Origin of the sequence: Coleofasciculus sp. B1-GNL1-01 (genome assembly GCF_040220235.1) — a bacterium.
Lineage (GTDB): Bacteria > Cyanobacteriota > Cyanobacteriia > Cyanobacteriales > Coleofasciculaceae > Coleofasciculus.
Map to the genome: position 1 here is coordinate 43,178 of NZ_JAVJTO010000108.1, position 22,228 is coordinate 65,405.

Genomic DNA, 22,228 nt, shown 5'->3' on the forward strand with positions numbered 1-22,228 from the left:
AAGTCGGGGATCTGTCTGTGTAGTAAATTTTCCTCAACTTCTCAAGGGCAGCGAGTAGGCAACAGCTATAACATTCCTCTGAGTCCGATAAAGGATTAGAATTGGGGCATGATACTCATTAGCGATCGCAGATATGAGCGCAAGTGCAGACATTGTAGAATTAGCCGACGCCTTAGTCTATACCAAGACTGGGCAGCATCTGAATGATCTGCAACGGTTTATTCTGCGGGAATCATGGCAAGAGACGAAGAAAAACTATGACCAAATGGCTCAAGAGTTGGGGTATTCGGAAAGTTATATTAAGCAATCGGTTGCACCTCAGTTATGGAAACTGCTGTCCCAAGGACTAGGAGAAAAAGTAACAAAGGCTACTGTTCGCTCTGCCCTAGAACGGCAACTGCTGGCTCAAAATCAATCTAAATTTAAAACTGTTATTAATAACACTCTATCATCGATAGAAACAGGTTCTTCTGATCGTTCAGATGACCTGGATTACTTACCCAACCCGCGTATTACCCCATCAGATCAGATCATCTTGCCATCCGTTGACCTGGAATTACCTGATGGTAGTGTTCCCTTAAACTCTCCCTTTTATATCGAGCGAGTTCCCTACGAAGCCCAATGTTATCAGGAACTGCTTAAACCTGGCACGTTGATCCGAATTAAAGGACCGAGGCAAATTGGCAAAACCTCGTTGGTTAATCGCTTACTCAGTCGGGGTATCGCCAAGGGTTATAAAACGGTCGTTTTAGATTTTCAGCAAGTCGAAGAAACCGTGATTAGCGACTTAAATAAGATGTTGCGCTGGTTATGTGCTAGCTTGACGCGCCAATTAAAATTAAAGCCGATGCTCAATGACTATTGGGATGAAGATTTAGGCAGTAAGATGAGTTGCGCTCTCTATATTCGAGAATATATTTTAGCCGAAATTGATGCTCCGATTGTCTTGGTTTTAGAAGAATTGAGCCTGATTTTCAAACAGGTGAACATTGTCCAAGAATTTCTCACTCTATTGCGGTCTTGGCATGAGCAAGCTAAAGTTGACCCAATTTGGCAACGGTTACGCTTGATACTCATCCAATCAACTGAGGTCTATGTTCCTTTAGATATCAATCAGTCTCCGTTTAATGTCGGGCTGGGCGTTGATTTAGAACCCCTGAGTCGAGAACAGGTGCAAGACTTGACTCAGCGTCATGGATTGAGATTAGGGGCGGAACAAATCACTCAGCTAATGCAGCTTGTCGGGGGTCATCCTTATCTAGTACGGCTGACGTTATACCATTTAGCTAGACAGGATTTAACGTTTGAGGAGATCCTGCAAACAGCCGCAACGGATACGGGAATTTATGCCAACCATCTGCATCGACATTTATGGACACTGCAACATAATCCTAAACTGGCGGCGGCGTTTAATCAGGTTCTCAGCACTACTGAACCGATTGAGGTGGAACAGGTACAAGGGTTTAAGCTACACAGTATGGGACTGGTCACTCTTCAGGGCAACCAGGTGAGGCTAAGTTGTGATTTTTATCGATCCTATTTTCGCGATCGCACCATTAAGTGTCAAGACGCAGACAGTGAGTATAGCAACTGCTAAGACGGTTAGGACACATCATTTATGTAGGGCTTGCTGCATAAGCGTGTAAGGTAGACCAGATAAGGGTTTCCAGCCATTTTTCGACCCAACAAGTGCCAGGTTTTTACACTATAACCGTCTTGCATCCTGGAATTTTCGCCGACAACAGCACCAAATTTCACCTCGACAGAGGGTCAACATCGAGCGAAGTCGAGATGTTAAAACCATTGCCCATTGCCTATTCCCTATTGCCTCTCCCCACCACAAGACTTATTCAGCAGCCCCTATGTAGAGACGCGCCATGGCGCGTCTATAACAGCAGAGGAGTTCCAGAGGTGTTGTGATAGGGTGCGTCTGGAGAGAAGAACCAGAAATGACGAAGTTTTCGAGAAAGTTATTACTTTTTCGATATTGACAAAAACAACAAATAATGCATAAAGCTTAAAGCCAATCAAGAATTAGTCAATTTTTAGGAATTTTTCTGTATTTTTAGATGCAAATTTAACTGTTATTCTTGATTTAGTCAAGTTAAAGCCGTAGTGATTGAAGCAAATCCTATATGGATATGGACAATAAACATATAGAAAGAAAAATTCAAGCGTTAGATGAGTGGATTAAAAACAATTCGGATTCCAGAGAATTGAAAAGGGCTATGGCGGTCAAACTAACTCTTCGAGGATGGAAGTATAGCTCAATTACTCAATGTCTCAATGTATCGAATGGCTTTATCAGTAAATGGAATAAGCGGTTTAACGAATTTGGACTAGATGGTCTGAAATTATCTTACAAAGGCTCTAGTGGTTATTTGACAAAACAGCAGAAGCAAGATGTAATAAATTGGTTAAATCAAGACGACAATCATGGTTTAGAGAAGGTTAAACGTTATTTAAGGGAGAAATATGATATCAATTTTAAATCCAACTCAAGCTACTATAATTTAATCAAAGAAGCACAAAACTGTTTCCTTCAGTTCTCTGCGGAGTATTTCTAACGGTTGTAGGACTTACACATTGATAAAATAAATACAGCAGATTTCAGGTTGATGAGGTACAGTCTTCTAAGCAAGATCCCCTTAATGAATGTGATCGCCTTTTATTTCTAATCTGACTGCTGTTCTCTCACCCAAGTCCGAAACGCCCGTAATGTTGCGGTTTCTCCATCCGCTAAACTTTGCCGAATAAACCGAGGAATTGCTGCTAAAGATAGCCATGGAAACGTCGGACTTTTCTCCACAGATTGATAACTCGTTGATTCTGGAGATAAAACAAATACATCGAGTTTACGTCCATCATAACGCCACAGTTCTGGTACACCAATTGCGGCATAAATTGGTAGTTTATCCATAGAACCACTGGTAATATCAATCTCTAAGACTAGATCGGGTGGCGGGTCATTCGCCAAATTAATCTCTTGTTTATGTCTAACCTTGGGTTCATTTTGGATGTAGTAACAGGAGTCAGGTTCTCCCCCTTTTTGTCGTTTTTCTCGCTTCAGAGTGAGAGAACCAAACCGTTTGAGGTTGAGATTTAATTCATCCGCGATCGCGCCAATTAAGCTTTCAATAAAGCGGTTATTATTTTCATGAGATCCTAAGGACGTGATGATTTCTAATACTCCGTCATTATAAGCCAAACGAGCGCAGCGTTTTTCCCCTAAGTCTGCAAGTAACCGCTCAAACGTTTGCCAACTGATATTTGACAGAATGACCCGATGTTCGGCTAGTTCAAACGTAGCTGTTGTCATCACCTATTCCTGACAAAATTATCCCTTTTGTAGGGGTGTAAAAATGAAAGTAATAATTGGGTAAAAATGGACTTTTTCCTTGTAATGGTATAGCTTCCCGCTTAATTCAGCAAGTCCCTAAGATGAGTGCCCCATCCCTCTACCTTCTCCATTGCCCTTGTTCTTTTCCATTCTTGGAGTATTATTAGAGTTGGGATTTGCCAGAAGCAGGGGGCTAGGATTGATGACTATAATCATGTTTCTCAAACAGGGGCGATCGCTGACCTTCCCGTTAGTCTGGCTAACCCTTTTCAATCCGGCGGTTCAGGCTCAGTTAATTCCCGATAATACCTTAGGCACAGAAGCCTCTATCGTTACTCCTCAAGAGGCGCGAGACTTAATTGAAGGTGGGGCAAAGCGTGGGAGTAACTTGTTCCATAGTTTTAGTGAGTTTAACGTTAGTTTCGACCAACAGGTTTACTTTGCCAATCCGGAGGGCATCGCGAATATCCTCACGCGAGTTACAGGTGATCACCGCTCAAATATCTTCGGCACTTTAGGTGTTGATGGCAATGCCAACCTCTTTTTACTCAATCCCAATGGCATTCTTTTTGGTGCAGATGCCCAATTAGATGTAGGGGGTTCATTTGTGGCGAGTACCGCAGATGGGATCAAATTGGGAAACGATGGTGTGTTTCGGGCGAAAAATCCCCAAGATAGTCAACTGTTGGCAATTCAACCGGGTGTTTTATTTTTAGACGCCCTGCGCCAACAGCAAGCCGAGATTCGGAATCAGGGAAATTTAAGCGTCGGTGCAGGAGAAACCCTGAGGCTAGATGGGGATAGGGTGATTAGTACAGGTTCATTGACCGCTCCTGGCGGTACGATTCAGGTATTCGGGGAGGAGGTTCAGTTATTAGAAACTGCCAAAATTGATGTGTCTGCGTCCACAGGTGGCGGTAGCGTAGCAATTGGTACCGGGGAACAAGTGACTATTGATTCAGGGGTACAAATTCACGCTGATTCCCTAAATCAGGGGGATGGCGGTAGCGTAATTATTCGGGCGAATGGAACCACACAATTTGAGGGAACCATTACCGCCCGTGGTGCGAGTGATAATCCTCAATCTAATGGGGGTTTTGTAGACGTATCTGGTGGATATTTAGAGTTTACCGGAATCGTGGATACGACAGCACCTTTGGGAGACGTGGGTACCCTGTTACTCGACCCGAAAAATATTTGGATTCAAGCGGATGGAAGTGACCCAGCCGAGGGACAAACCTTTGAGACGAATCCAACAGAGGTATCGATTATTAATGGTAATGTGCTTGGCTCGGCTCTCGCCACTAACTCCGTCACGTTACAGGCAAATAATGATATTGCCATTAACCAGAGTATTTTTAGCCCATCAAGCAATAGTTTAACGTTACAGGCAGGACGTTCGATTACCATTGCCGATAACTTGCTAATCCTTCTCGATGGTGGAGACTTTATTGCCAAAATTAATGACGAAAATGCGATCGCGTCTCAACGGGATGCTGGAGTCGCTCAGTTTTTGATGAATCCGGATTCTACTCTGACATCCCTTGGGGGGAGGATCGAGATTACCTCCGGAACCTTTGCCGATACCAGTCAAATTAACACGGCTAATAGTACAATCAGCAGCGCCGATGTTTTGGGCAATAGTGGCAGAAGTGGTGATATTAGTCTCTTTGCCCTGGGTAATGTCACCACAGGGCTTGTCAATACTGGACGAACCATTGGCGGGGATGTCGTAGCGAACAATGGCGGTAATATCACCATTAAAAGTGAAAATGGGGCGATCGCGACCACGGATTTTGTGACGAGCGATGGGATCAATCAAGCAGGGAATGTTTTACTGGAGGCTAGCGGGAATCTGAGTGTTGATGAGAATATCACCTCAACCTCAACTGAAGGCATAGGCGGAAATATTACCCTGAACAGTGAAAAGGGGGCGATCACGACCTCCGCCATGCTGATCAGCGATAGTCTAAATCAGGCTGGTGATATCTCACTCGATGCTAGCGGAAATCTTGATATTAACGGGAATATCAGTTCCAGGGGAGAAATCGGCGGGAACATTACCCTCAACAGTCAAAATGGCGCGATCGCAACTACGGCGTCTCTAGTGAGTGATGGTATCACTCAAGCGGGAACAATTTCTGTTGATGCCGCCGGAACCCTAACTACGATGGAAACTATTATTGCCAATTCCCAGAATCAAGCTGGTGATATCTCACTCCATGCGATCGGGGATGTCAGTATTAACCGGAATATCAACGCAATGGGAGAAATTGGCGGGAATATTACCCTGAGAAGTGAAAATGGAGGGATCACCACTACAGCAGCTCTGGTTAGCAATAGTTTAAATCAAGGCGGAGATATCTCTGTTGAGGCTCACGAGAATCTGAGTATTAACCAGAATATCGCCTCAAGGGGAGAAATCGGTGGGAACATTACCCTCAAAAGTGAAAATGGGGCAATCACTACTACAGCAGCTCTGGTTAGCGAGGGTATCAATCAAGCGGGTGATATCTCTGTTGATGCAGCCGGAGATCTAAATACGATGGGAAATATTGTTGCCAATTCCGAGAATCAAGCTGGAGATCTTTCACTCAATGCGATCGGGGATCTGAGTGTTAATAAAACCATCGCATCGGATGGCAATTTTGCCGGACAAATCACGCTTAACAGTGGTGGACTGTTTTGGCATAGAGGAAATACTATCACCAACAGTGGCAGACTTCCTGGCGTGGCAAAAGGAATTACGATTACCGCTCAATCTATCCTTGTTGAAGAAGATGCGTCTATTTTTTCCTTTGCCTTCAATGAAGCTCAAGGAGGAATGGTACAGATTAATGCTGCTGATGACATAGTGATTCGGAATAGTAATATTGGGACGGCGGCTGCTCCTGTTCCGGGTAGTGCTGAAATGAGTAGTGCTGACGCGGGGGATATCAACCTAAATACTCGTCGATTAACGATTATCCAAGACCCTGAGACAACATTCCCATTTGGCGTTGGGGTTGGTTCTAATACCGATCCAAGCAACAGTGGTAATGCCGGAAATGTCACGATTAATGCCACGGAGTCTGTCGAAATTATTGGAAATCAACCGGGTGCGTTTAATCCAAATCCTGTTGAATTGGCTCAAATCCCCTTGCAAGGAGATACAGGAATCTCCACATCAGCTTTAGGTAGTGGGAACTCTGGCAATTTAACAATTAATACCGGACGATTATCCATTCGCGACGGTGGCGGAATTACTACCTTTGTCAACCGGGGTGAGGGGGGAGATTTAACCGTCAATGCGACAGACATCGTTTTACAAGGAGAGGGTGGTATCGGTACAGGAACCTTAGGTGAAGATGCTGGGGATTTAACCCTGACGGCGGAGAACGTCTCTCTTTCCGACGGCGTTTTGATTAGCACGTCTACAGGGCGGTATGGAAATGCTGGAGACTTAACCTTAGATGTGCGTCATTTGAGCATTCGCAATGGTGCTGGCGTCCTCGGAAATACCGGAGCAGATGGCAATGGGGGACAATTGACGATTAAAAATGCTGAGTTGATTGAAGTGATTGGCAGGTCGGCAGATGGCAGTTTTGCCAGTTCCATTGCCACGGATTTATTTTCGCCGAATGAATCAGGTAATGCTGGCGATATAGATATTACTAGCCAAGACTTGATTGTCCGACAAGGTGGGGAGATCACATCAGCAACCCGGGGTTTCGGAGAAGGCGGCACTATTCGATTGAATCTAGAGAATTTACAACTGAATAATGGTCGAATTAATGCCTCGACATCAAGATCCGGGAATGGTGGGGATATTCGGATTCGCGCTTCAGAATCCGTTGAAGTCACGGGTGCAGGATTTGAGGCGTTGCAAGAGCAATTTGTGCGTCCGGCGTTTGCAGATACGCTTACTCTGGAGAATTTTAGTCAGGGAATTGTCACGGTTACAGATGGAGAAGGAGCAGCGGGTAATGTTTTCATTGAAACCCCACATTTTATTGCCCGTGATGGTGGATTGATTGCCACTACTACGCTGAGTCAAGGTAGGGGGGGAAATCTTCAGATTGATGCCACAAATCGGATCGAATTAGACAATTCTTTGTTAGGTGCAGGAACCTTTGATCAGGCGGAATCGGGCAATGTTACTCTAACCACTTCTCGGCTGGTTGCACGAGGGGGAGCGCAGGTATTAACCACCACCTTTGATTCTGGGCAAGCTGGGGATTTAAATGTAAATGTGTCAGAATTGATTGAACTGTCTGACCCCACGAATGAAGGAACTCTCATCGGTACAGGTTTATTTGCCTCCTCAACTGAAGCCGCATCTGGTGATGGGGGAGATATCAATATTAATAGTCCCACGAGTGAATTAAATATTCGCGATCGCGCGGCAGTGTCGGTGAGTGCTACAGGGACAGGTAATGCTGGCGATATCAATGTTGATGTCCGCTCTCTTTTCTTAGATCAAGGGTCAATTACAGCAACGAGTTTATCAGGGGAAGGGGGTAATATCAACCTCAAGGTAGCTGAGACGTTTATCTTGCGAAATAATAGTCAACTGTCCACCCGTGCTGGAACGGAATCCAGTGGCGGTGGCAATGGGGGAGATCTGATAGTTGATGCTAATTTTATTGTGGGAGTGCTGTCGGAAAATAGTGACATTATCGCCAATGCTTTTGAAGGAAATGGCGGCAATATTACGATTACTACTCAAAGTATTTTAGGGTTGCAAGTGAGCGAAATGTTAACCCCCAACAGTGATATTATTGCCAGTTCAGAATTAGGAATTGATGGTCGAATTGTGATTAATACGCCGAATATCGACCCCTCACGAGGGTTAATTGAACTGCCCTCAACTTTCTCTGATCCCTCTGGGCAAATCATTTCCGGCTGTCCGGCGGATACAGGCGATCGCTTTGTAGTCACGGGACGCGGTGGAATTCCCCATTCTCCCAGTCAATACCTGTCTGGACGGGCAATTTGGGAAGATACCCGAGGGTTATCCCGTCAGAATTCGCCATCCTCAACTCCTACTAATTCTCAGCTATCCCAAACTGATACTCAACCTTTAATTGAAGCCCAAGGTTGGGTTATTGACAAGAATGGCACAGTTATTCTTACGGCTGAACCGTATCGGGGAAAACGAGTGAATATTGGCATGGATTTTCGTAGCTGTGGCAATTAATAGTACACAATGAACGATGTAGCTAGCTTAGACAACAATCGTAATAATAAGGTACGATAAAAATAGATTATAAAGGGCTGTAAATATGGCTTCAGTATCCAATCAACCCAAAAAAGTTATCCGTACAGAACGAGGACTTGTAATCGCAGGAACTCGCATCACAGTGTACCAATTTATGGACTATATTTATGGGGGATATGCGCGATCACTCATCCGACAGCATTTTCCCCAAATTACGGATGAACAATTTGAGGCAGCCATGTCCTACATCGAAACCAATAGGGCTGAAGTTGAAACCGAATATCAAATGGTTGTGAAAAATGACGAAGAAATTCGACAGTACTGGGAAAAGCAAAATCGTGAATGCTTTGCTCAAATTGCCAAACTACCGCCGCCACCAGGTCAAGAAACAGCCTGGGCAAAGCTTCAAGCCGCGAAAGCCAGACTTGAATCTAAGTCATGAACTTTCTGATTGACCACAATATTAGGGGACAGGCACAGCTTTTATTGAATGTTATTGAACATGAAGGTTGGCTTGATTTGGTGGCGATTCGCTTTGTTACGTTTGAAGAGATAGCACTAGACATTGATAGCAGCGATAGAACAGTTTGGCGAGTCGCACAAGCCAATCAGATGATTTTAATAACAGCGAATCGAAGCATGAAAGGCAAGGATTCACTAGAACAAGTGATACGTGAAGAAAATACACTTGATTCTTTGCCTGTGGTTACGATTGGCAACGTTGAGCGCGTGATTGACTCTGAATATCGAGAGCGTTGCGTCAATCGACTGGTTGAGATTTCCCTTTATGCTGAGAACTATTTGGGTGCAAGACGAATTTTCATACCATGAAGCTCTAGTGCAGCGTGGCGAAAATACTTGAGCAGCTTTGTAGATCATTAAGTAGGTGGACACAATTAAAGTTAGCGGTGGAGATTAGGGAACAGGGAACACCTCGACTTCGCTCGGTGTGTAACAGGGAACAGTAAGGGTTTGAGGTTTGTTTACATAACTTAATCTAGTTAAGTTTATTTCTACCAACCTACTTAGCAAAAACATTAAATTCAGGATGCCGATCATGAAAGGGTTGGGAAGACGTGCCAAGAAACGACTACTATTTTTAGGATTAGCCTGGTTAACCGTTGTGGGGGTAATCGCCTCTCCTGTCGCCCTGGGACATGTCTCGACTCTCCCTCAGCTCCCTCAGCCGGATATCATACAACAGGAGTCTCATCTGGCTCAATCCCTTGATCCAGTAAGCCGATTGAGTCAAGGTAAAATTGACTATGATCGGGGACGCTTTGCTGATGCAGTACGGGTTTGGCAAGAAGCGGAACAGGTTTACCAACAAGCAGGCGATCGCATTAACCAGGCAATCAGCTTAAATTATCTGTCCCTTGCCTATCAACATCTGGGACAATGGGAACAAGCAAAAGAATCGATTGAAGAAAGTCTGACTATCCTCCCTACTCCCACTGATCCCGCCCTCTTAGCACAAGTATTAAATACCAAAGGCAGTCTGCAATTGGCAACCGGACAATCGGAAGTTGCGTTGCACACCTGGAAAGCCGCCGAGACAGCCTACTCCCAAGCTGATGATGCTATTGGCGTCTTAGGGTGTCAAATCAATCAGGCGCAAGCCTTGCAAAGCTTGGGGATGTTTCGGCGATCGCAACAAGTCTTAGAACGGGTGCAGCAAGCGCTAACGCGACAGCCGGATTCGCTAATTAAAGCCACCGGATTACGCAGCCTGGGGATGGTTTGGCAAGCGATTGGAGAATTAGATGATGCCCAAAACGTGCTTAACCAGAGTTTAGCGATCGCCCAAACCCTCAACTCCCCCACCGATATCAGCGCGGCTTTCTTGAATCTGGGTAATGCGGCACGATCTTTAGGCGATCGGGATGCGGCGATCAATTATTACCATAACGCCGCAAAAACGGCAACCGCTCCCTTAAACCAACTCGAAGCCCAACTGAACCAATTTAAGATACTGATTCATCAACAGCAATTTAATCAAGCACAAGACTTATTTCCTACAATTAAGCGCAATCTCTCCCAATTATCTCCCAGTCGATATGCTATCTATGCTCAGGTGAATTGGGCAGAGAGTTTAATCGAACTCCTAGACAATCCAGAGAGATATTCTCCAGAACTGATCACATCACAAGACATCGCTCAACTCCTCGCCAAAACCATTGCTCAAGCTAAAGCATTAAATGACATCCGCGCTGAATCCTTAGCTCTAGGAACCCTGGGGAAACTCTATCAAACCAACCAACAAGGGTTAGACGCTCAACGTTTACTCCAACAAGCCCTATTCTTTTCCCAAACGATTAACGCCAGAGATATTTCCTATCAATGGCAATGGCAACTGACCCAAATTTATCAGCAAACTGGAGATCTAAACGCCGCGATTACTGCCAATCAAGACGCCTTTGATCTACTGCAATCGATTCGGGGAGATTTAGTCGCGATGAACCCCGATGTGCGGTTTTCGTTTCAAGAACAAATTGAACCCATCTACCGGAATTTAGTCCGTCTTTTATTACAAAGTTCCTCACCCGATAATCTCAAGCAGGCGCGTAATGTGATTGAATCCCTCCAGTTAGCCGAATTGGAGAACTACTTTCGCACCTCCTGCTTAAATGCTAAAGCCGAGCAAATTGATACCGTGATTGAGGACAGCGATACCCAAACAGCGGTGATTTATCCGATTATTTTACCTGACCGGATTGCGGTGATTCTTTCCTTACCTGGACAACCCTTAGAAACTTACAGCACCGAGTTACCTCAAGCTGAGATTGAAGAGGCGGTGAATCAACTGCGACAGTCGATGAATATCGCCTACTCGAATCGCAAACGGCTGGCTATTTCTCAAACCATTTATGACTGGTTAATTCGACCTGTAGAAACTCAGTTTGCTCAACAAGATATCAAAACCTTAGTCTTTGTTCTCGATGGTGTGTTGCGGAATGTACCAATGGCGGCACTTCATGATGGTCAACAGTATTTAATCGAGAAGTATAGCATTGCCTTAACACCAGGATTACAATTACTAGAGCCGCGATCGCTCACCCAATTGCAACTACGTTCCCTGACTGGCGGATTAAGTGAACCCCGTTTAGGGTTTTCGGCGTTACCGGCTGTGGAAGATGAAATTGAACAAGTTAGTACAAATATTCCATCCAATGTTCTGTTCAATCAAGCCTTTACCAGCACAGCCCTAGAGAACAAAATTAACACACTTCCGGTGAGTGTGGTTCACCTGGCTACCCATGGTCAATTTAGTTCTAACCCGGAAGACACGTTTATTCTCACCTGGGATAAGCGGTTTAATGCCAATACCCTATCTCAACTTCTCAAAGGTAGAAACCAAGACAATTTTCCCCCGATTGAACTCCTGGTTCTCAGTGCTTGCCAAACCGCAAATGGCGATCAACGAGCGGCGTTAGGATTAGCGGGATTAGCGGTGCGATCGGGAACCCGCAGTACCATTGGCACATTATGGTCAGTGAAAGATCAATCGACGGCTCAGGCGATGATTCAACTGTATAATAATTTAACTCAGCCTGATACTAATCGTGCTGAAGCCTTACGACAAGCTCAGTTATTTCTACTCCGGCAAAATCAATACCAGCATCCCTACTACTGGGCACCCTTTATTTTAGTTGGCAATTGGTTATAAGTCATTTGTCATTTGTCATTTGTCATTTGTCATTTGTCATTCGTCATTCGTCATTTGTTCATTGTTGATTGGTAATCCTCTTCCCCATCTCCCCAATCTCCCCCATCTGACACACCGAGCGAAGTCGAGGTGTTCCCCAGCTCCGCCAGTTCCTCTGCCTTTTGGTGGATGCTATTTTCGCAAAATGTTATAATACAAGTTTTAGACAACTCCACAAATAGGGTAACAGCAATTTCGGAAGATCTTGCTGAAACAAACAATTAAATCTTCAGGTGGATAGACCGTCACTTAAACGAGTCTATCTCTAGAGTAACTGTATTAATTTGAGACCCCTGTATCAATTTTAGACCCATGAAACCCTTTCATTTTTTCAGTGTAAAGTGGCTTAGTTGGCATTTCACTTTAATTCTATTGTCCATCACACTATCTTTAGAATTGGCGATTGTTCCTAGTCTGGTCGCCCAAACTCAAGCTGTGACAGATCCAAATAATAATGAACCGTTTACACCTCCTGGAGATGACAGTCCAGAGGGTGATACAAAAGGAGCAGGAACTCGTGATGGCGGTCATTGTACCCAAGATGAGGTGGCTGAAGGTACACCAGGATTTTCGGTTTTGATGCCAGTTGAGAGTGAAACGATCGCCCAACGTCCTACATTCTCACTTTATATCCCAGAAACGGGAGCGCGGAAAGTGTTTTTTAGTTTAAAGGATGCTGAGGAAGAGTACGATTACCAGACAATCATCACATTACCAAAAACTGGGAGTGAGTTTAGCTTTCCATTACCAGAAGATGCACCTGATCTAAAGACAAATACGCCATATCAATGGTCTATCAGCTTAATTTGTCAACAGTCGCTTGATCCCAATGACCCAACTTTAACGGGTGTAATTGAGCGAGTCGAATCTCAAGAAATTACAGACAATTAAGATTATTGGTTATTTGTCCTTTGTCATTGGTCATTTGTCGTTGAGACGGGGCGGGTTTAGTTAAGTTATCGGTTTGTAGTAAAATGTTAGCCGTAAAACCCGCCCCTACATGCCTGTTACCCCTATTCCCTATTCGGGAGACATTCTTCAATCAAGGCGTGATTGCTTTCGCGTTCTGACTTTTTCAGATATTCTAGAGCAATCCGTACCGCCGCCGGAGAGGTTGGGTAGTCTTGGGCGAGTAACTCTAGAATGCGACGGAGTTGGAGTTTCTCGATTTGCTTGCTGGTAAACCAAGACAGTGCGATCGCGGATAGAATTAATCCTAGGATTGGGGGAATCACAGGTATCCACCACCCCTGTAAGAAGGCGTTATAGGCGATGGCGACTAATACTAAACCTGCGATCGCAATTCCCAACGCCACCCGCTGAGGAGACTGTAACCGCCAACTTAATACTGTACCGATTAAAGACCACACCAAAACCCACAATCCCTCTTGAAATTCACTCCATGTCCGGATTAGGGGACGATTATCGAGGGCTGCACTTAAAATCTGGCTGGTTAAATTAGCATGAACCACAACACCCGCCATCCCTTGTGGTGTGCGAGACAAACTCCCACTGTAGGGGGTATAGAAAAAGTCCTTCAGGCTAGTTGCGATCGCGCCAATTAAAATAACCCGTCCGGTAAACCCATTATCACGCTTTATTTCTACGGGAATCTGATTCTCTAGTAAATCGGTAAGCGAGATGCTATAAAAATCCTCTAAAGAGCCACGATAGTTTAATAGGATCTGATAACCCCCAGTATTCACCCGAATATAGCCGCCATCATTTTTATCCAACGGTGAAAAAATTGCCTGACCCAATTGCCAATGATGCTGTGCTTGAGTTTGAGGTGTAATTCCTTGGGTTTCTAGATAGTGCAATGCTAGTTTTAAGCTGAAACTCAGGTGAAGTTTATCGCCGCGTTTAACGGATATTAACCCTCGGCGAACTTTGCGATCTGCATCTAATACCATATCCACAAAACCGATTTGCCCCGACTGGTTTAACGTGGGAGGGGGATTCACGGAATTACCAACAACTTTCTCGGCACCAATCAGATTAGGAGTAGACTGAAATAGCTTAACTAATTCTTGATGTCCAGGTTCAACAGGCAAATCTCGATACACATCTAAACCAATGACACGCGGATTATCCGCTTTTAATCGAGTAATCGCCTCTACTAACACTGCATCCGGGAGGGGCCACTGTCCAATTTGAGTGATATCGTTTTCATCAATGGTGACAATTACAACACGCGGATCAGGGGGTTCTAAGGGGCGAACTCGGAAAAATTTGTCCCAAACATCCCATTCTAAACCTTGCAACAATCCGGTTAAACTTAACAGAATTACCAGAATAGTTGTGCTAAGGCTGATCACGCCAATCCATCCGCGCCACAGTCGATGTCTGATTGGTTCTGTTTTAGCTTTCTTGGTCGCCGATGACAGCAGAGAATTGGCTTTTTCAATCGCTTTGAGGGCGTTCTGAATATCCCGTCGATTTAATTCTTGACTCGCCGCTAAAAACTGATAATCTAGATCACTCAAACTCTTCCCTTGAGACCAGGTTAATGCCTCTCTTAATGCCTCTCCTTGCAAGAGGTGGGATTGATTCTGTTTTTTTGAGGCAATCCAGGCATTGAAGGTGTCAGCATAAGGACGCAGGGAAACTAATTTTTTGGTTACCCAGGTTTGATTAAATACTTCTTCGTATATTCTATTTTTTACCTGGAGTATTCCCTGATTTTTAACTAACAAACCCGACAATAAAAGTTCGGTTGTTTCTCGCGAATCATCTGCCTCAATTTCTACACCTTGTAACACCTGCTGATAAATGCCCAGCATTCTACCCGTCCGTTGACCATTGCCTTGAATGCGATTCTGAATCGTTCTCAAATGTTCCGGATCATCCTGAGACGCCCAGTTATTAATGATGCGCGATCGCACCAGGTTTTCTACCCACCTATATTCTTGACCTGGCGGGATGATTAGGCTTTCCTGTTCTGTATTTTCTGCCGCTTTCCAAACTAAATTACACAACTTCTGGCTGAGAAATGGCTGACCCGATGTCCACGCCAAGATTGCTTTAACAATCGTCTCAGGTGTATTAATTTTTCCCGCTAAACCTTGGATTAGGGGTTGCACCTCTTCCAGTTTAAACCCCTGTAGTTTTATGGCTTGACCAATATTAAATGAAGTCCGACTGCGATCGCGAATTAAGTCTGAGGGTGCAGCGACGCCAAAGAAAGCAAAGACAATCCGATTGTAGTCAGGATTAATCGCACGTTGATTATAGCAAAAGCGAATTAAAGCCCAAAAATCATCAATGGGAAAATCAATGCTGAGAAGTCGATCAATTTCATCCATGAAGATAACCAACCGTTCACTGGAAAATTGACCAAGTAATGCTTCTTGAATAAACTGACAGCATCGTTGCAAAAATGAGAGATCGTCTCGCTCTTTCCACCAGGTTTTTAAATGAATCTTTCCCCGCAGATTGAACGCCAACCATAACTGGGTGACAACGCCCTTATACCACTGTACTGGGGTTGTATATTCACCACCAATTGTGGTCATATCCAGAACTCCACAGCGGAATCCTTCCGCTTCTAGGCGATACTTTGTTCTGACAAGGAGAGAGGATTTGCCCATTTGTCGAGGGCTAAGGACATGACAAAATTCACCCGCTTTTACCGCCTCATAGAGTTGGGCATCTGCTTGTCGCACCACATAGGTAGGATCATCATGTCTGAGACTACCGCCAACTTGGTAATTTGTCATTTGTCATTCGTCATTTGTCATTTGTCATTTGTCATTTGTCAATAAAGAGTTATAGTTATATTGTCGGTGCGGGTGTAAGGGCGGATGTAGGGTCGGATGTAGGGGTGAATGTAGGGGCGAATGTAGGGGCGGATGTAGGGGCGAATGTAGGGGCGGGTGTAGGGGCGGGTGTAGGGGCGGGTTTAGCCCTTCAACCTAGATGGTTACCAATAACGGAAAAACAAAACCCGCCCTTCTTCAACCTAGATGGTTACCAATAACGGAAAAACAAAACCCGCCCTTATTCTTAGTTCATGATAACACATATAATATAAAAATTAAAATAGGTAAAAAATCATAAAAGTTGAGGAGTTTTGTAAAGTTTATTCAAAAAGCATCAATGATACATTTTGTCAATTCCTAAAAATTGGTTAGTTAACTAGAACCTGGAGTAAGAAAGTTAGTAGAAATCAATCCAACTATATTAAGTTTTGTAAATATACTTCAAACCCTTACATAAGACATAAGACAATCCCCACGGTTAACTGTAAATTTTCCCACCTACTTATCTGTCCATTGTGGCATAAAGACCATTATCTTGTCGGGTGAGCCAACCAACGCCACAAGAGTAGATTCACAGGTGTATGGATGCTGCCAAAGTCTGTCAGCTTGCCTCACAATAGGAATAGGATAGCAGCAATCACAACAGGGACTCTACTATGACTAGGGGTGCATGGATAAAGCAACGGTGGGAGCAATGGCGCTCACATCGGCTACCTCAAAAACCTCGAATTTCCTATCTAGGCGCATTTATTTTAACACTATTCAGTTGCCTAGTCGTCTACACGGTATCTGGTTCAGCTAAATCTCCAGTCGCGCCAGTTTCATCGTCACTGGTAGAAATCACTCAGGGATGGCAATATCATTGGGGTGATTTTTCTCAACAACAACCATGGGTTTCAGAAGGGACGCAGAATCAGATATTGTCTGAACAATGGCAATCATTTCAGTTTCCCGGAAAAATCAGAAAACCAAGCCATAAAAATGTCCATACCCTGTGGCTGCGTGTTCCTTTACCTGCTGGAGAATGGCAATCACCGACTCTCTATTTTGGCGCTGTACCTTATATATTAGATGTATATTTAGGAGAGCAACATCTCTATAATCAATGGTCACTCAATGCCGCTGAACAAGCCACCCTAACAGACTATCAATTGCCACTCGTTCAACTTGAGCCAGGATTTCAGCATCAAACTCTCTTGTGTCGGGTGTATGTCGGAGAAAATGCTTCAATTTACATCGGATTGTTTGATCGCGTTGTATTGGGCAATCATAATGCTGTAATTAAACGTTTCTTTCAACAACAAAGCCATACATTACTCGGCATTCTATTTTTTGCCTTAGGATTAATCATTCTGGGATTGTCTTTAAGCCGCCCCGAAAAAAAATCATACTTTCACTTTGGCATTTTAACAACGATGATTGGGATATATACCTTATCGCGGTCTTTTTTTATCCCTGTCTTTATTAATCATCTAGAAGCCTTACGGTTCTGGGAATATACATCATTCTATCTGATTCCTGTAAGTGGTTGTCTTTTCTTTCAAGAAATGTTTAAGATGAGATGCCAGTCTATTATTCGCCATCTCTGGAAAATTCATCTAGCTTATGCGGTAGCCGCGTTAAGCTTAGTCACCACTCACACCTTTTCTTGGAGTCAAACCGTCACTTTGGCTCAATTCTTGTTTTTAGCCAGTGCGATAATTATTTTAACTAAGTCGGTGCAAATTTCTCTGACGGGTAACGTTGAAGCCAAACTCTTTACAGTAGGGTTTGGTCTGCTTACTCTATCTGCCATTAATGATATTTTAATTTATCGCTTAGAGTGGGTAAATTGGTATCAAAAACTTTATCCGTGGGGAACATTACTTTTTATTCTTACGTTAGGCGTTATGTTAGAGCGTCAATTCATCCAAGCGCGTAATCTGCTGCAAAACTATGCCATAGAATTAGAAGCGAAAAATACTGCCTTACAACGACTCGATCAGCTTAAGGATGAATTTTTAGCGAACACGTCTCATGAACTCAAAACTCCCTTGAATGGAATCATTGGCATTGCCGAATCATTGATTGATGGAGTAACAGGAAACCTATCGGATTCGACTCGGTTTAACTTGTCGCTCATTGTTTCCAGTGGCAGACGATTGCACCAGCTTGTTAATGATTTACTCGATTTCTCGCAACTCAAACACCATAACCTACAACTGAATATTAAACCCATCGGAATTCGCGAAGTGACTCATGTAGTTTTAACCATTTCTCAACCGCTGGTGGGTAAGAAACCGATCGAGTTAATCAATAGCATTAATCCGGATATTCCCCCGGTTGATGCTGATGAAAATCGTGTCCAGCAGATTTTGTACAATTTGGTGAGTAATGCAATTAAGTTTACGGAACAGGGAACCATTGAAGTTTCAGCGACGCCAGTCAATGATATGCTGGAAATCCATGTAATTGACACCGGAATTGGCATTCCGCCGGACAAAATTAATCGCATTTTTGAATCGCTTGAACAAGCCGATGGTTCCATTGCTCGCCACTATGGAGGAACGGGATTAGGTTTAGCCATTACCAAACAACTGGTTGAACTTCACGGCGGGATCATTAAGGTTGAGTCTACGCCAGGAGTGGGGTCACGCTTTACATTTACACTACCTTTATCTCAGGGTAAGGTTGATTATCAATCCTCCATCGAAGTCTCTAAGGTGCAAGATTATACACCGCGAACTGTTAGCCCGGATCGCATTCTCATCGCTCAAGAGGTAGCTGTCACGCCAGAGGGGACATTCCACATTTTAATTGTGGATGATGAACCCACGAATCTTCAGGTCATTGTCAATCATCTATCGTTGCAAAATTATGCAATTACTCAAGCCTCTAGTGCCTTGGAAGCGTTAGAGTTGATTCGCTTAGGGTTCAAACCGGATCTGATTTTGCTAGATATCATGATGCCGCAGATGACGGGGTATGAACTGTGTAAAAAACTGCGGGAACAATTTCTCCCTAATGAACTACCGATTGTCTTGTTAACGGCGAAAAATCAGATTTCTGATTTAGTGGAAGGGTTTGCCGTTGGCGCGAATGATTATTTAACCAAGCCTGTGTTAAAGAATGAACTTTTAGCCCGAATTAAAACCCATCTCCGCTTAGCCAAAATCAATGCAGCTTATGGGCGGTTTGTCCCTTATGAGTTTCTGCAATTTTTGGAACGAGAAAGTATTGTGGATGTGCAATTAGGAGATCAGGTGCAAAAAGAAATGTCTATTTTATTTGCCGATATTCGTTCATTTACCAGTCTGTCCGAACAATTGTCACCGAAAGCAAATTTTGATTTTCTGAATTCATATTTAGGTCGTGTGAGTCCCGTAATTCGCAATTATCGTGGATTTATTGATAAATATATTGGCGATGCGGTAATGGCATTATTTCCCCAGATGGCTGATGATGCAGTACAAGCGGCAATTGAGATGCAAAAGCAAGTCAGTTTGTATAATGATCACCGTCAAGCCTGTGGGTATGAACCGATTGCAATTGGGATTGGTTTGCATACAGGGAGTTTAATGTTGGGAACGGTGGGAGAGTCTCAGCGAATGGATACAACAGTGATTTCGGATGCGGTGAATTTAGCCTCGCGTTTGGAGGGATTAACTAAGATTTTTGGGGTGGAGATTTTAATTAGCGAAGAAACGTTAAATGGGTTGACAAATGATCACCATTATAGTTATCGTTTCTTAGGTCGAGTGACGGTGAAAGGAAAACTCCAACCGATCGCGATCTTTGAGGTGTTTGATGGTAACCCGCCGCCACTGATTGAATTGAAGCGACAAACTCGGACGGAGTTTGAGCGAGGGGTGCATCTGTATGTGGAGAAAGAGTATACCAAAGCGCACCAGATTTTCACTCAACTGTGGCAATGGGACGATCGCGATCGCGTGGTTCAATTTTACCAGCAGCGTTGTCAGCAAGCCGAGCGATCGGGAGTCTCAGAGGTAGATATTATTAAGCTGTTCGGCATTTAAACCTTAATGTCAATAATGGCGAAAGCCTTGTAGTGCGTTTAGCGAAGCCATGCCGCAGGCTTTGCATCTTGCTCGCTACTAATACCCAATTTAAATGCATGACAGCTTATTCGGTAGTGATTAGTAGGTGGACACAATTAAAGTGAACGGTTGAGATTAGGGAACAGGGAACAGGGAACAGTAAGGGTTTGAGGGCAATTTGCAAAACTTAACACAGTACCGTTTTCTTTTGTCCGACTACTTATAATCACGCTATAATTCAGATTAACCCTGATTTCTACCTTTCCTTAATGCCTGCTAAAGATGTTTACCATAATGTTGTCAAAACAGCTTTAGTCAAGGAGGGTTGGACAATTACAGCAGACCCTTACACGATTAAATATGAAGAACTCCAGTTATTTGCCGATTTAGGGGCTGGCAGAACAGTTATAGCCCAGAGAAACCAACAAGAAATTATTGTTGAAATCAAGAGTTTTATCGGTCGCTCTTTGATTAGGGATTTAGAGAATGCTTTGGGACAATACATTATATATAGAACCTTGCTCTCTGTTACTAATCCGAGTTATCAAGTCTATTTGGCAATTAGCCAGGATGTTTATGAAAATTTTTTTTTGCAAGTCGCTATTCAGTTGATTGTTCAACAAAATCAGGTGGCTCTGATTGTGGTCAATATAGAAGCTGAGGAGGTTACCCAATGGATAAGCTGAACCACTATCGAGATTTAATTAAAAGAATTTTGACTCAATATCATCAACTTGCGGCTCAAACTCCTAGCGCTGGGTTAGAAAGTTTGCTGGCTTTCGACGAAAGCCGAGATCAATATCTTTGGCTTCAAACGGGTTGGAGGCAAAAAAAAAGAGTTCGGGGGATTACTGTTCATATTCAGATTAAAAATGATAAAATTTGGATCGAAGAAGATTGGACAGAAGTAGGTATAGCCAATGAATTCTTAAATTTAGGGGTTCCTGCTAGTGATATTGTTTTGGGTTTTCATCCGCCAGACGTGCGTCAATTTACAGAATTTGCGTTAGCGTAGCTTACCAAAACTATAGCAACCGCCATAGCGGTTAGGACACATCATTTATGTAGAGACGCGCCATGGCGCGTCTCTACAATGGTGCTTAAGTTTGAGGGGTTCAAGCAAAGACAATTCAGATAATCGGCTTATTTGTTGAAACCCTGATTTCCTGAATGAATGTAATTCTAATTATCCATAAGTCCCCACTTACTCGCTCGTCGCGATCGCGTGACTCTATTCTACCAGGACGCTGTGAGCAAGCCATGCTTTTATATCAGTCTGGTTGAGGTGATTGTGTCTCATTTACTTCCGTTTCGAGCTGTTCCACTGATGGCTGGTTATCACGTAAGGGTTCAAGGAGCGATCACGTATCTGCATGGTTAAGTCAACTCTAACTGAAAATCTACCAATCCCACAGACTTGTTTGATAGCACCTCTGCACGCCTATCGCCTAGAACCCCCATACTCCCTAACCTTTTTTCGGAAAGCCCAGAGTAATTTCTGGCGATTTGTGGTGTTCAATTGCCTAGGGCAGAAAATATCATTGAAGTATACAGCATCACATCTCAAGAGCTGGAGAGTTTTGCTTCATCAAAACATGCGGGGGTGAATCTATGAAACGCTCTATCAGTCAAAAAGCCACAATTAATGTTTGTTCCACCATACACTGTCCCTTTTTCGAGAGTCAATGTTCTGCCTCTGAGAGTTGTCCCAAGTATTATGAATCCTATCACTGTCATCTAGCCAGTGTCTTTGCCTTTCATTCGGATGGACATTGGTTGTTTACCGCCAATCAACATGAACTGCGCCATATCCAACAGGTTAACGATAGCTGGATTACTCACCATCATTCTATATTAGGGCTACCAGAGGATAGGCAAGACAGTACACCAACACAAACTCATCTACCTTCTCTCCAATGCGACTATCCGCATATCGAGAATGATGCATTCCAAAATTCGCCGGAAATGACTCAGAACATCTCTCCAATCAGTATTAGTCTGCTGGATTCTATTGAATTTGAGGAGTATTGAATGTGAACGATTGACGCTTACTCGTCAGGAAAGTATAGGGTGTTGAAGCCCTGACTGCAAGCTAGTTAGAGATATTCAGCATCATCGTGCGATCACAAGCTTGTCATAGCGTTGTGACAAGCCTGTCACAGATAGGGATTATGCTGATATAGA

At 43.7% G+C, this 22,228-nt stretch carries 14 protein-coding genes; 12 read left to right on the forward strand and 2 right to left on the reverse strand.

Features of this window, described 5'->3' with window-relative positions; genetic code table 11:
- The first annotated feature begins 133 nt into the window (after positions 1-133).
- Complete coding sequence (locus tag RID53_RS26790) at positions 134-1,597, forward strand: AAA-like domain-containing protein (RefSeq protein WP_446390994.1); 1,464 nt, start codon at positions 134-136, stop codon at positions 1,595-1,597.
- Between the two features lie 538 nt (positions 1,598-2,135).
- Positions 2,136-2,567, forward strand: coding sequence for a helix-turn-helix domain-containing protein (locus tag RID53_RS26795; protein ID WP_446390995.1), 432 nt, complete (start codon positions 2,136-2,138; stop codon positions 2,565-2,567).
- Between the two features lie 107 nt (positions 2,568-2,674).
- On the opposite strand, the gene RID53_RS26800 is transcribed toward RID53_RS26795, so the two are convergent.
- Positions 2,675-3,319 (reverse strand): Uma2 family endonuclease, encoded by a 645-nt coding sequence (locus tag RID53_RS26800; RefSeq protein WP_446390996.1) that lies wholly within the window; start codon positions 3,317-3,319, stop codon positions 2,675-2,677.
- Positions 3,320-3,542: 223 nt separating this feature from the next.
- On the opposite strand from RID53_RS26800, the gene RID53_RS26805 reads away from it, so the two are divergent.
- From RID53_RS26805 to RID53_RS26825, 5 genes are all read left to right on the forward strand, one after another.
- Positions 3,543-8,519: a beta strand repeat-containing protein gene (locus RID53_RS26805; protein ID WP_446390997.1), complete on the forward strand. Its 4,977-nt coding sequence runs from the start codon at positions 3,543-3,545 to the stop codon at positions 8,517-8,519.
- Positions 8,520-8,604: 85 nt separating this feature from the next.
- A complete protein-coding gene (locus tag RID53_RS26810) occupies positions 8,605-8,982 on the forward strand; it encodes a DUF433 domain-containing protein (protein ID WP_446390998.1) in 378 nt (125 codons plus the stop codon).
- Positions 8,979-9,371 (forward strand): DUF5615 family PIN-like protein, encoded by a 393-nt coding sequence (locus RID53_RS26815; protein ID WP_446390999.1) that lies wholly within the window; start codon positions 8,979-8,981, stop codon positions 9,369-9,371. Before RID53_RS26810 ends, RID53_RS26815 begins: the two co-directional genes overlap by 4 nt.
- A 226-nt stretch (positions 9,372-9,597) precedes the next feature.
- Positions 9,598-12,207, forward strand: coding sequence for a CHAT domain-containing protein (locus tag RID53_RS26820; RefSeq protein WP_446391000.1), 2,610 nt, complete (start codon positions 9,598-9,600; stop codon positions 12,205-12,207).
- A gap of 351 nt (positions 12,208-12,558) precedes the next feature.
- Positions 12,559-13,137: a DUF928 domain-containing protein gene (locus tag RID53_RS26825; protein ID WP_446391001.1), complete on the forward strand. Its 579-nt coding sequence runs from the start codon at positions 12,559-12,561 to the stop codon at positions 13,135-13,137.
- A gap of 122 nt (positions 13,138-13,259) precedes the next feature.
- Here RID53_RS26825 and RID53_RS26830 read toward each other — a convergent pair whose 3' ends face one another.
- A complete protein-coding gene (locus RID53_RS26830) occupies positions 13,260-15,965 on the reverse strand; it encodes a CHASE2 domain-containing protein (RefSeq protein WP_446391002.1) in 2,706 nt (901 codons plus the stop codon).
- Here RID53_RS26830 and RID53_RS26835 point away from each other — a divergent pair.
- The 5 genes from RID53_RS26835 to RID53_RS26855 all read left to right on the forward strand — a co-directional run bounded on the left by RID53_RS26835 (position 15,959) and on the right by RID53_RS26855 (position 22,075).
- The gene (locus tag RID53_RS26835; RefSeq protein WP_446391003.1) at positions 15,959-16,225 is read left to right on the forward strand and encodes a hypothetical protein; all 267 of its coding nucleotides are present in this window, start codon (positions 15,959-15,961) and stop codon (positions 16,223-16,225) included. The genes RID53_RS26830 and RID53_RS26835 overlap by 7 nt on opposite strands.
- A 438-nt stretch (positions 16,226-16,663) precedes the next feature.
- Positions 16,664-20,023: an ATP-binding protein gene (locus tag RID53_RS26840; RefSeq protein WP_446391004.1), complete on the forward strand. Its 3,360-nt coding sequence runs from the start codon at positions 16,664-16,666 to the stop codon at positions 20,021-20,023.
- 290 nt (positions 20,024-20,313) lie between these two features.
- Positions 20,314-20,730 (forward strand): XisH family protein, encoded by a 417-nt coding sequence (locus RID53_RS26845; protein ID WP_446391005.1) that lies wholly within the window; start codon positions 20,314-20,316, stop codon positions 20,728-20,730.
- Positions 20,718-21,059 (forward strand): XisI protein, encoded by a 342-nt coding sequence (locus RID53_RS26850; RefSeq protein WP_446391006.1) that lies wholly within the window; start codon positions 20,718-20,720, stop codon positions 21,057-21,059. The genes RID53_RS26845 and RID53_RS26850 overlap by 13 nt, the downstream gene beginning before the upstream one ends.
- A 596-nt stretch (positions 21,060-21,655) precedes the next feature.
- A complete protein-coding gene (locus RID53_RS26855) occupies positions 21,656-22,075 on the forward strand; it encodes a hypothetical protein (protein WP_446391007.1) in 420 nt (139 codons plus the stop codon).
- Positions 22,076-22,228: the final 153 nt, after the last annotated feature.

What these genes read in the sequence shown, in the direction of transcription:
- RID53_RS26820 (WP_446391000.1), top strand. Translation starts at nt 9,598, where the DNA reads ATGAAAGGGTTGGGAAGACGTGCCAAGAAACGACTACTATTTTTAGGA.
- RID53_RS26815 (WP_446390999.1), top strand. Translation starts at nt 8,979, where the DNA reads ATGAACTTTCTGATTGACCACAATATTAGGGGACAGGCACAGCTTTTA.
- RID53_RS26840 (WP_446391004.1), top strand. Translation starts at nt 16,664, where the DNA reads ATGACTAGGGGTGCATGGATAAAGCAACGGTGGGAGCAATGGCGCTCA.
- RID53_RS26810 (WP_446390998.1), top strand. Translation starts at nt 8,605, where the DNA reads ATGGCTTCAGTATCCAATCAACCCAAAAAAGTTATCCGTACAGAACGA.
- RID53_RS26855 (WP_446391007.1), top strand. Translation starts at nt 21,656, where the DNA reads ATGAAACGCTCTATCAGTCAAAAAGCCACAATTAATGTTTGTTCCACC.
- RID53_RS26845 (WP_446391005.1), top strand. Translation starts at nt 20,314, where the DNA reads ATGCCTGCTAAAGATGTTTACCATAATGTTGTCAAAACAGCTTTAGTC.
- RID53_RS26850 (WP_446391006.1), top strand. Translation starts at nt 20,718, where the DNA reads ATGGATAAGCTGAACCACTATCGAGATTTAATTAAAAGAATTTTGACT.
- RID53_RS26805 (WP_446390997.1), top strand. Translation starts at nt 3,543, where the DNA reads ATGACTATAATCATGTTTCTCAAACAGGGGCGATCGCTGACCTTCCCG.
- RID53_RS26800 (WP_446390996.1), bottom strand. Translation starts at nt 3,319, where the DNA reads ATGACAACAGCTACGTTTGAACTAGCCGAACATCGGGTCATTCTGTCA.
- RID53_RS26790 (WP_446390994.1), top strand. Translation starts at nt 134, where the DNA reads ATGAGCGCAAGTGCAGACATTGTAGAATTAGCCGACGCCTTAGTCTAT.
- RID53_RS26795 (WP_446390995.1), top strand. Translation starts at nt 2,136, where the DNA reads ATGGATATGGACAATAAACATATAGAAAGAAAAATTCAAGCGTTAGAT.
- RID53_RS26825 (WP_446391001.1), top strand. Translation starts at nt 12,559, where the DNA reads ATGAAACCCTTTCATTTTTTCAGTGTAAAGTGGCTTAGTTGGCATTTC.
- RID53_RS26830 (WP_446391002.1), bottom strand. Translation starts at nt 15,965, where the DNA reads ATGACAAATTACCAAGTTGGCGGTAGTCTCAGACATGATGATCCTACC.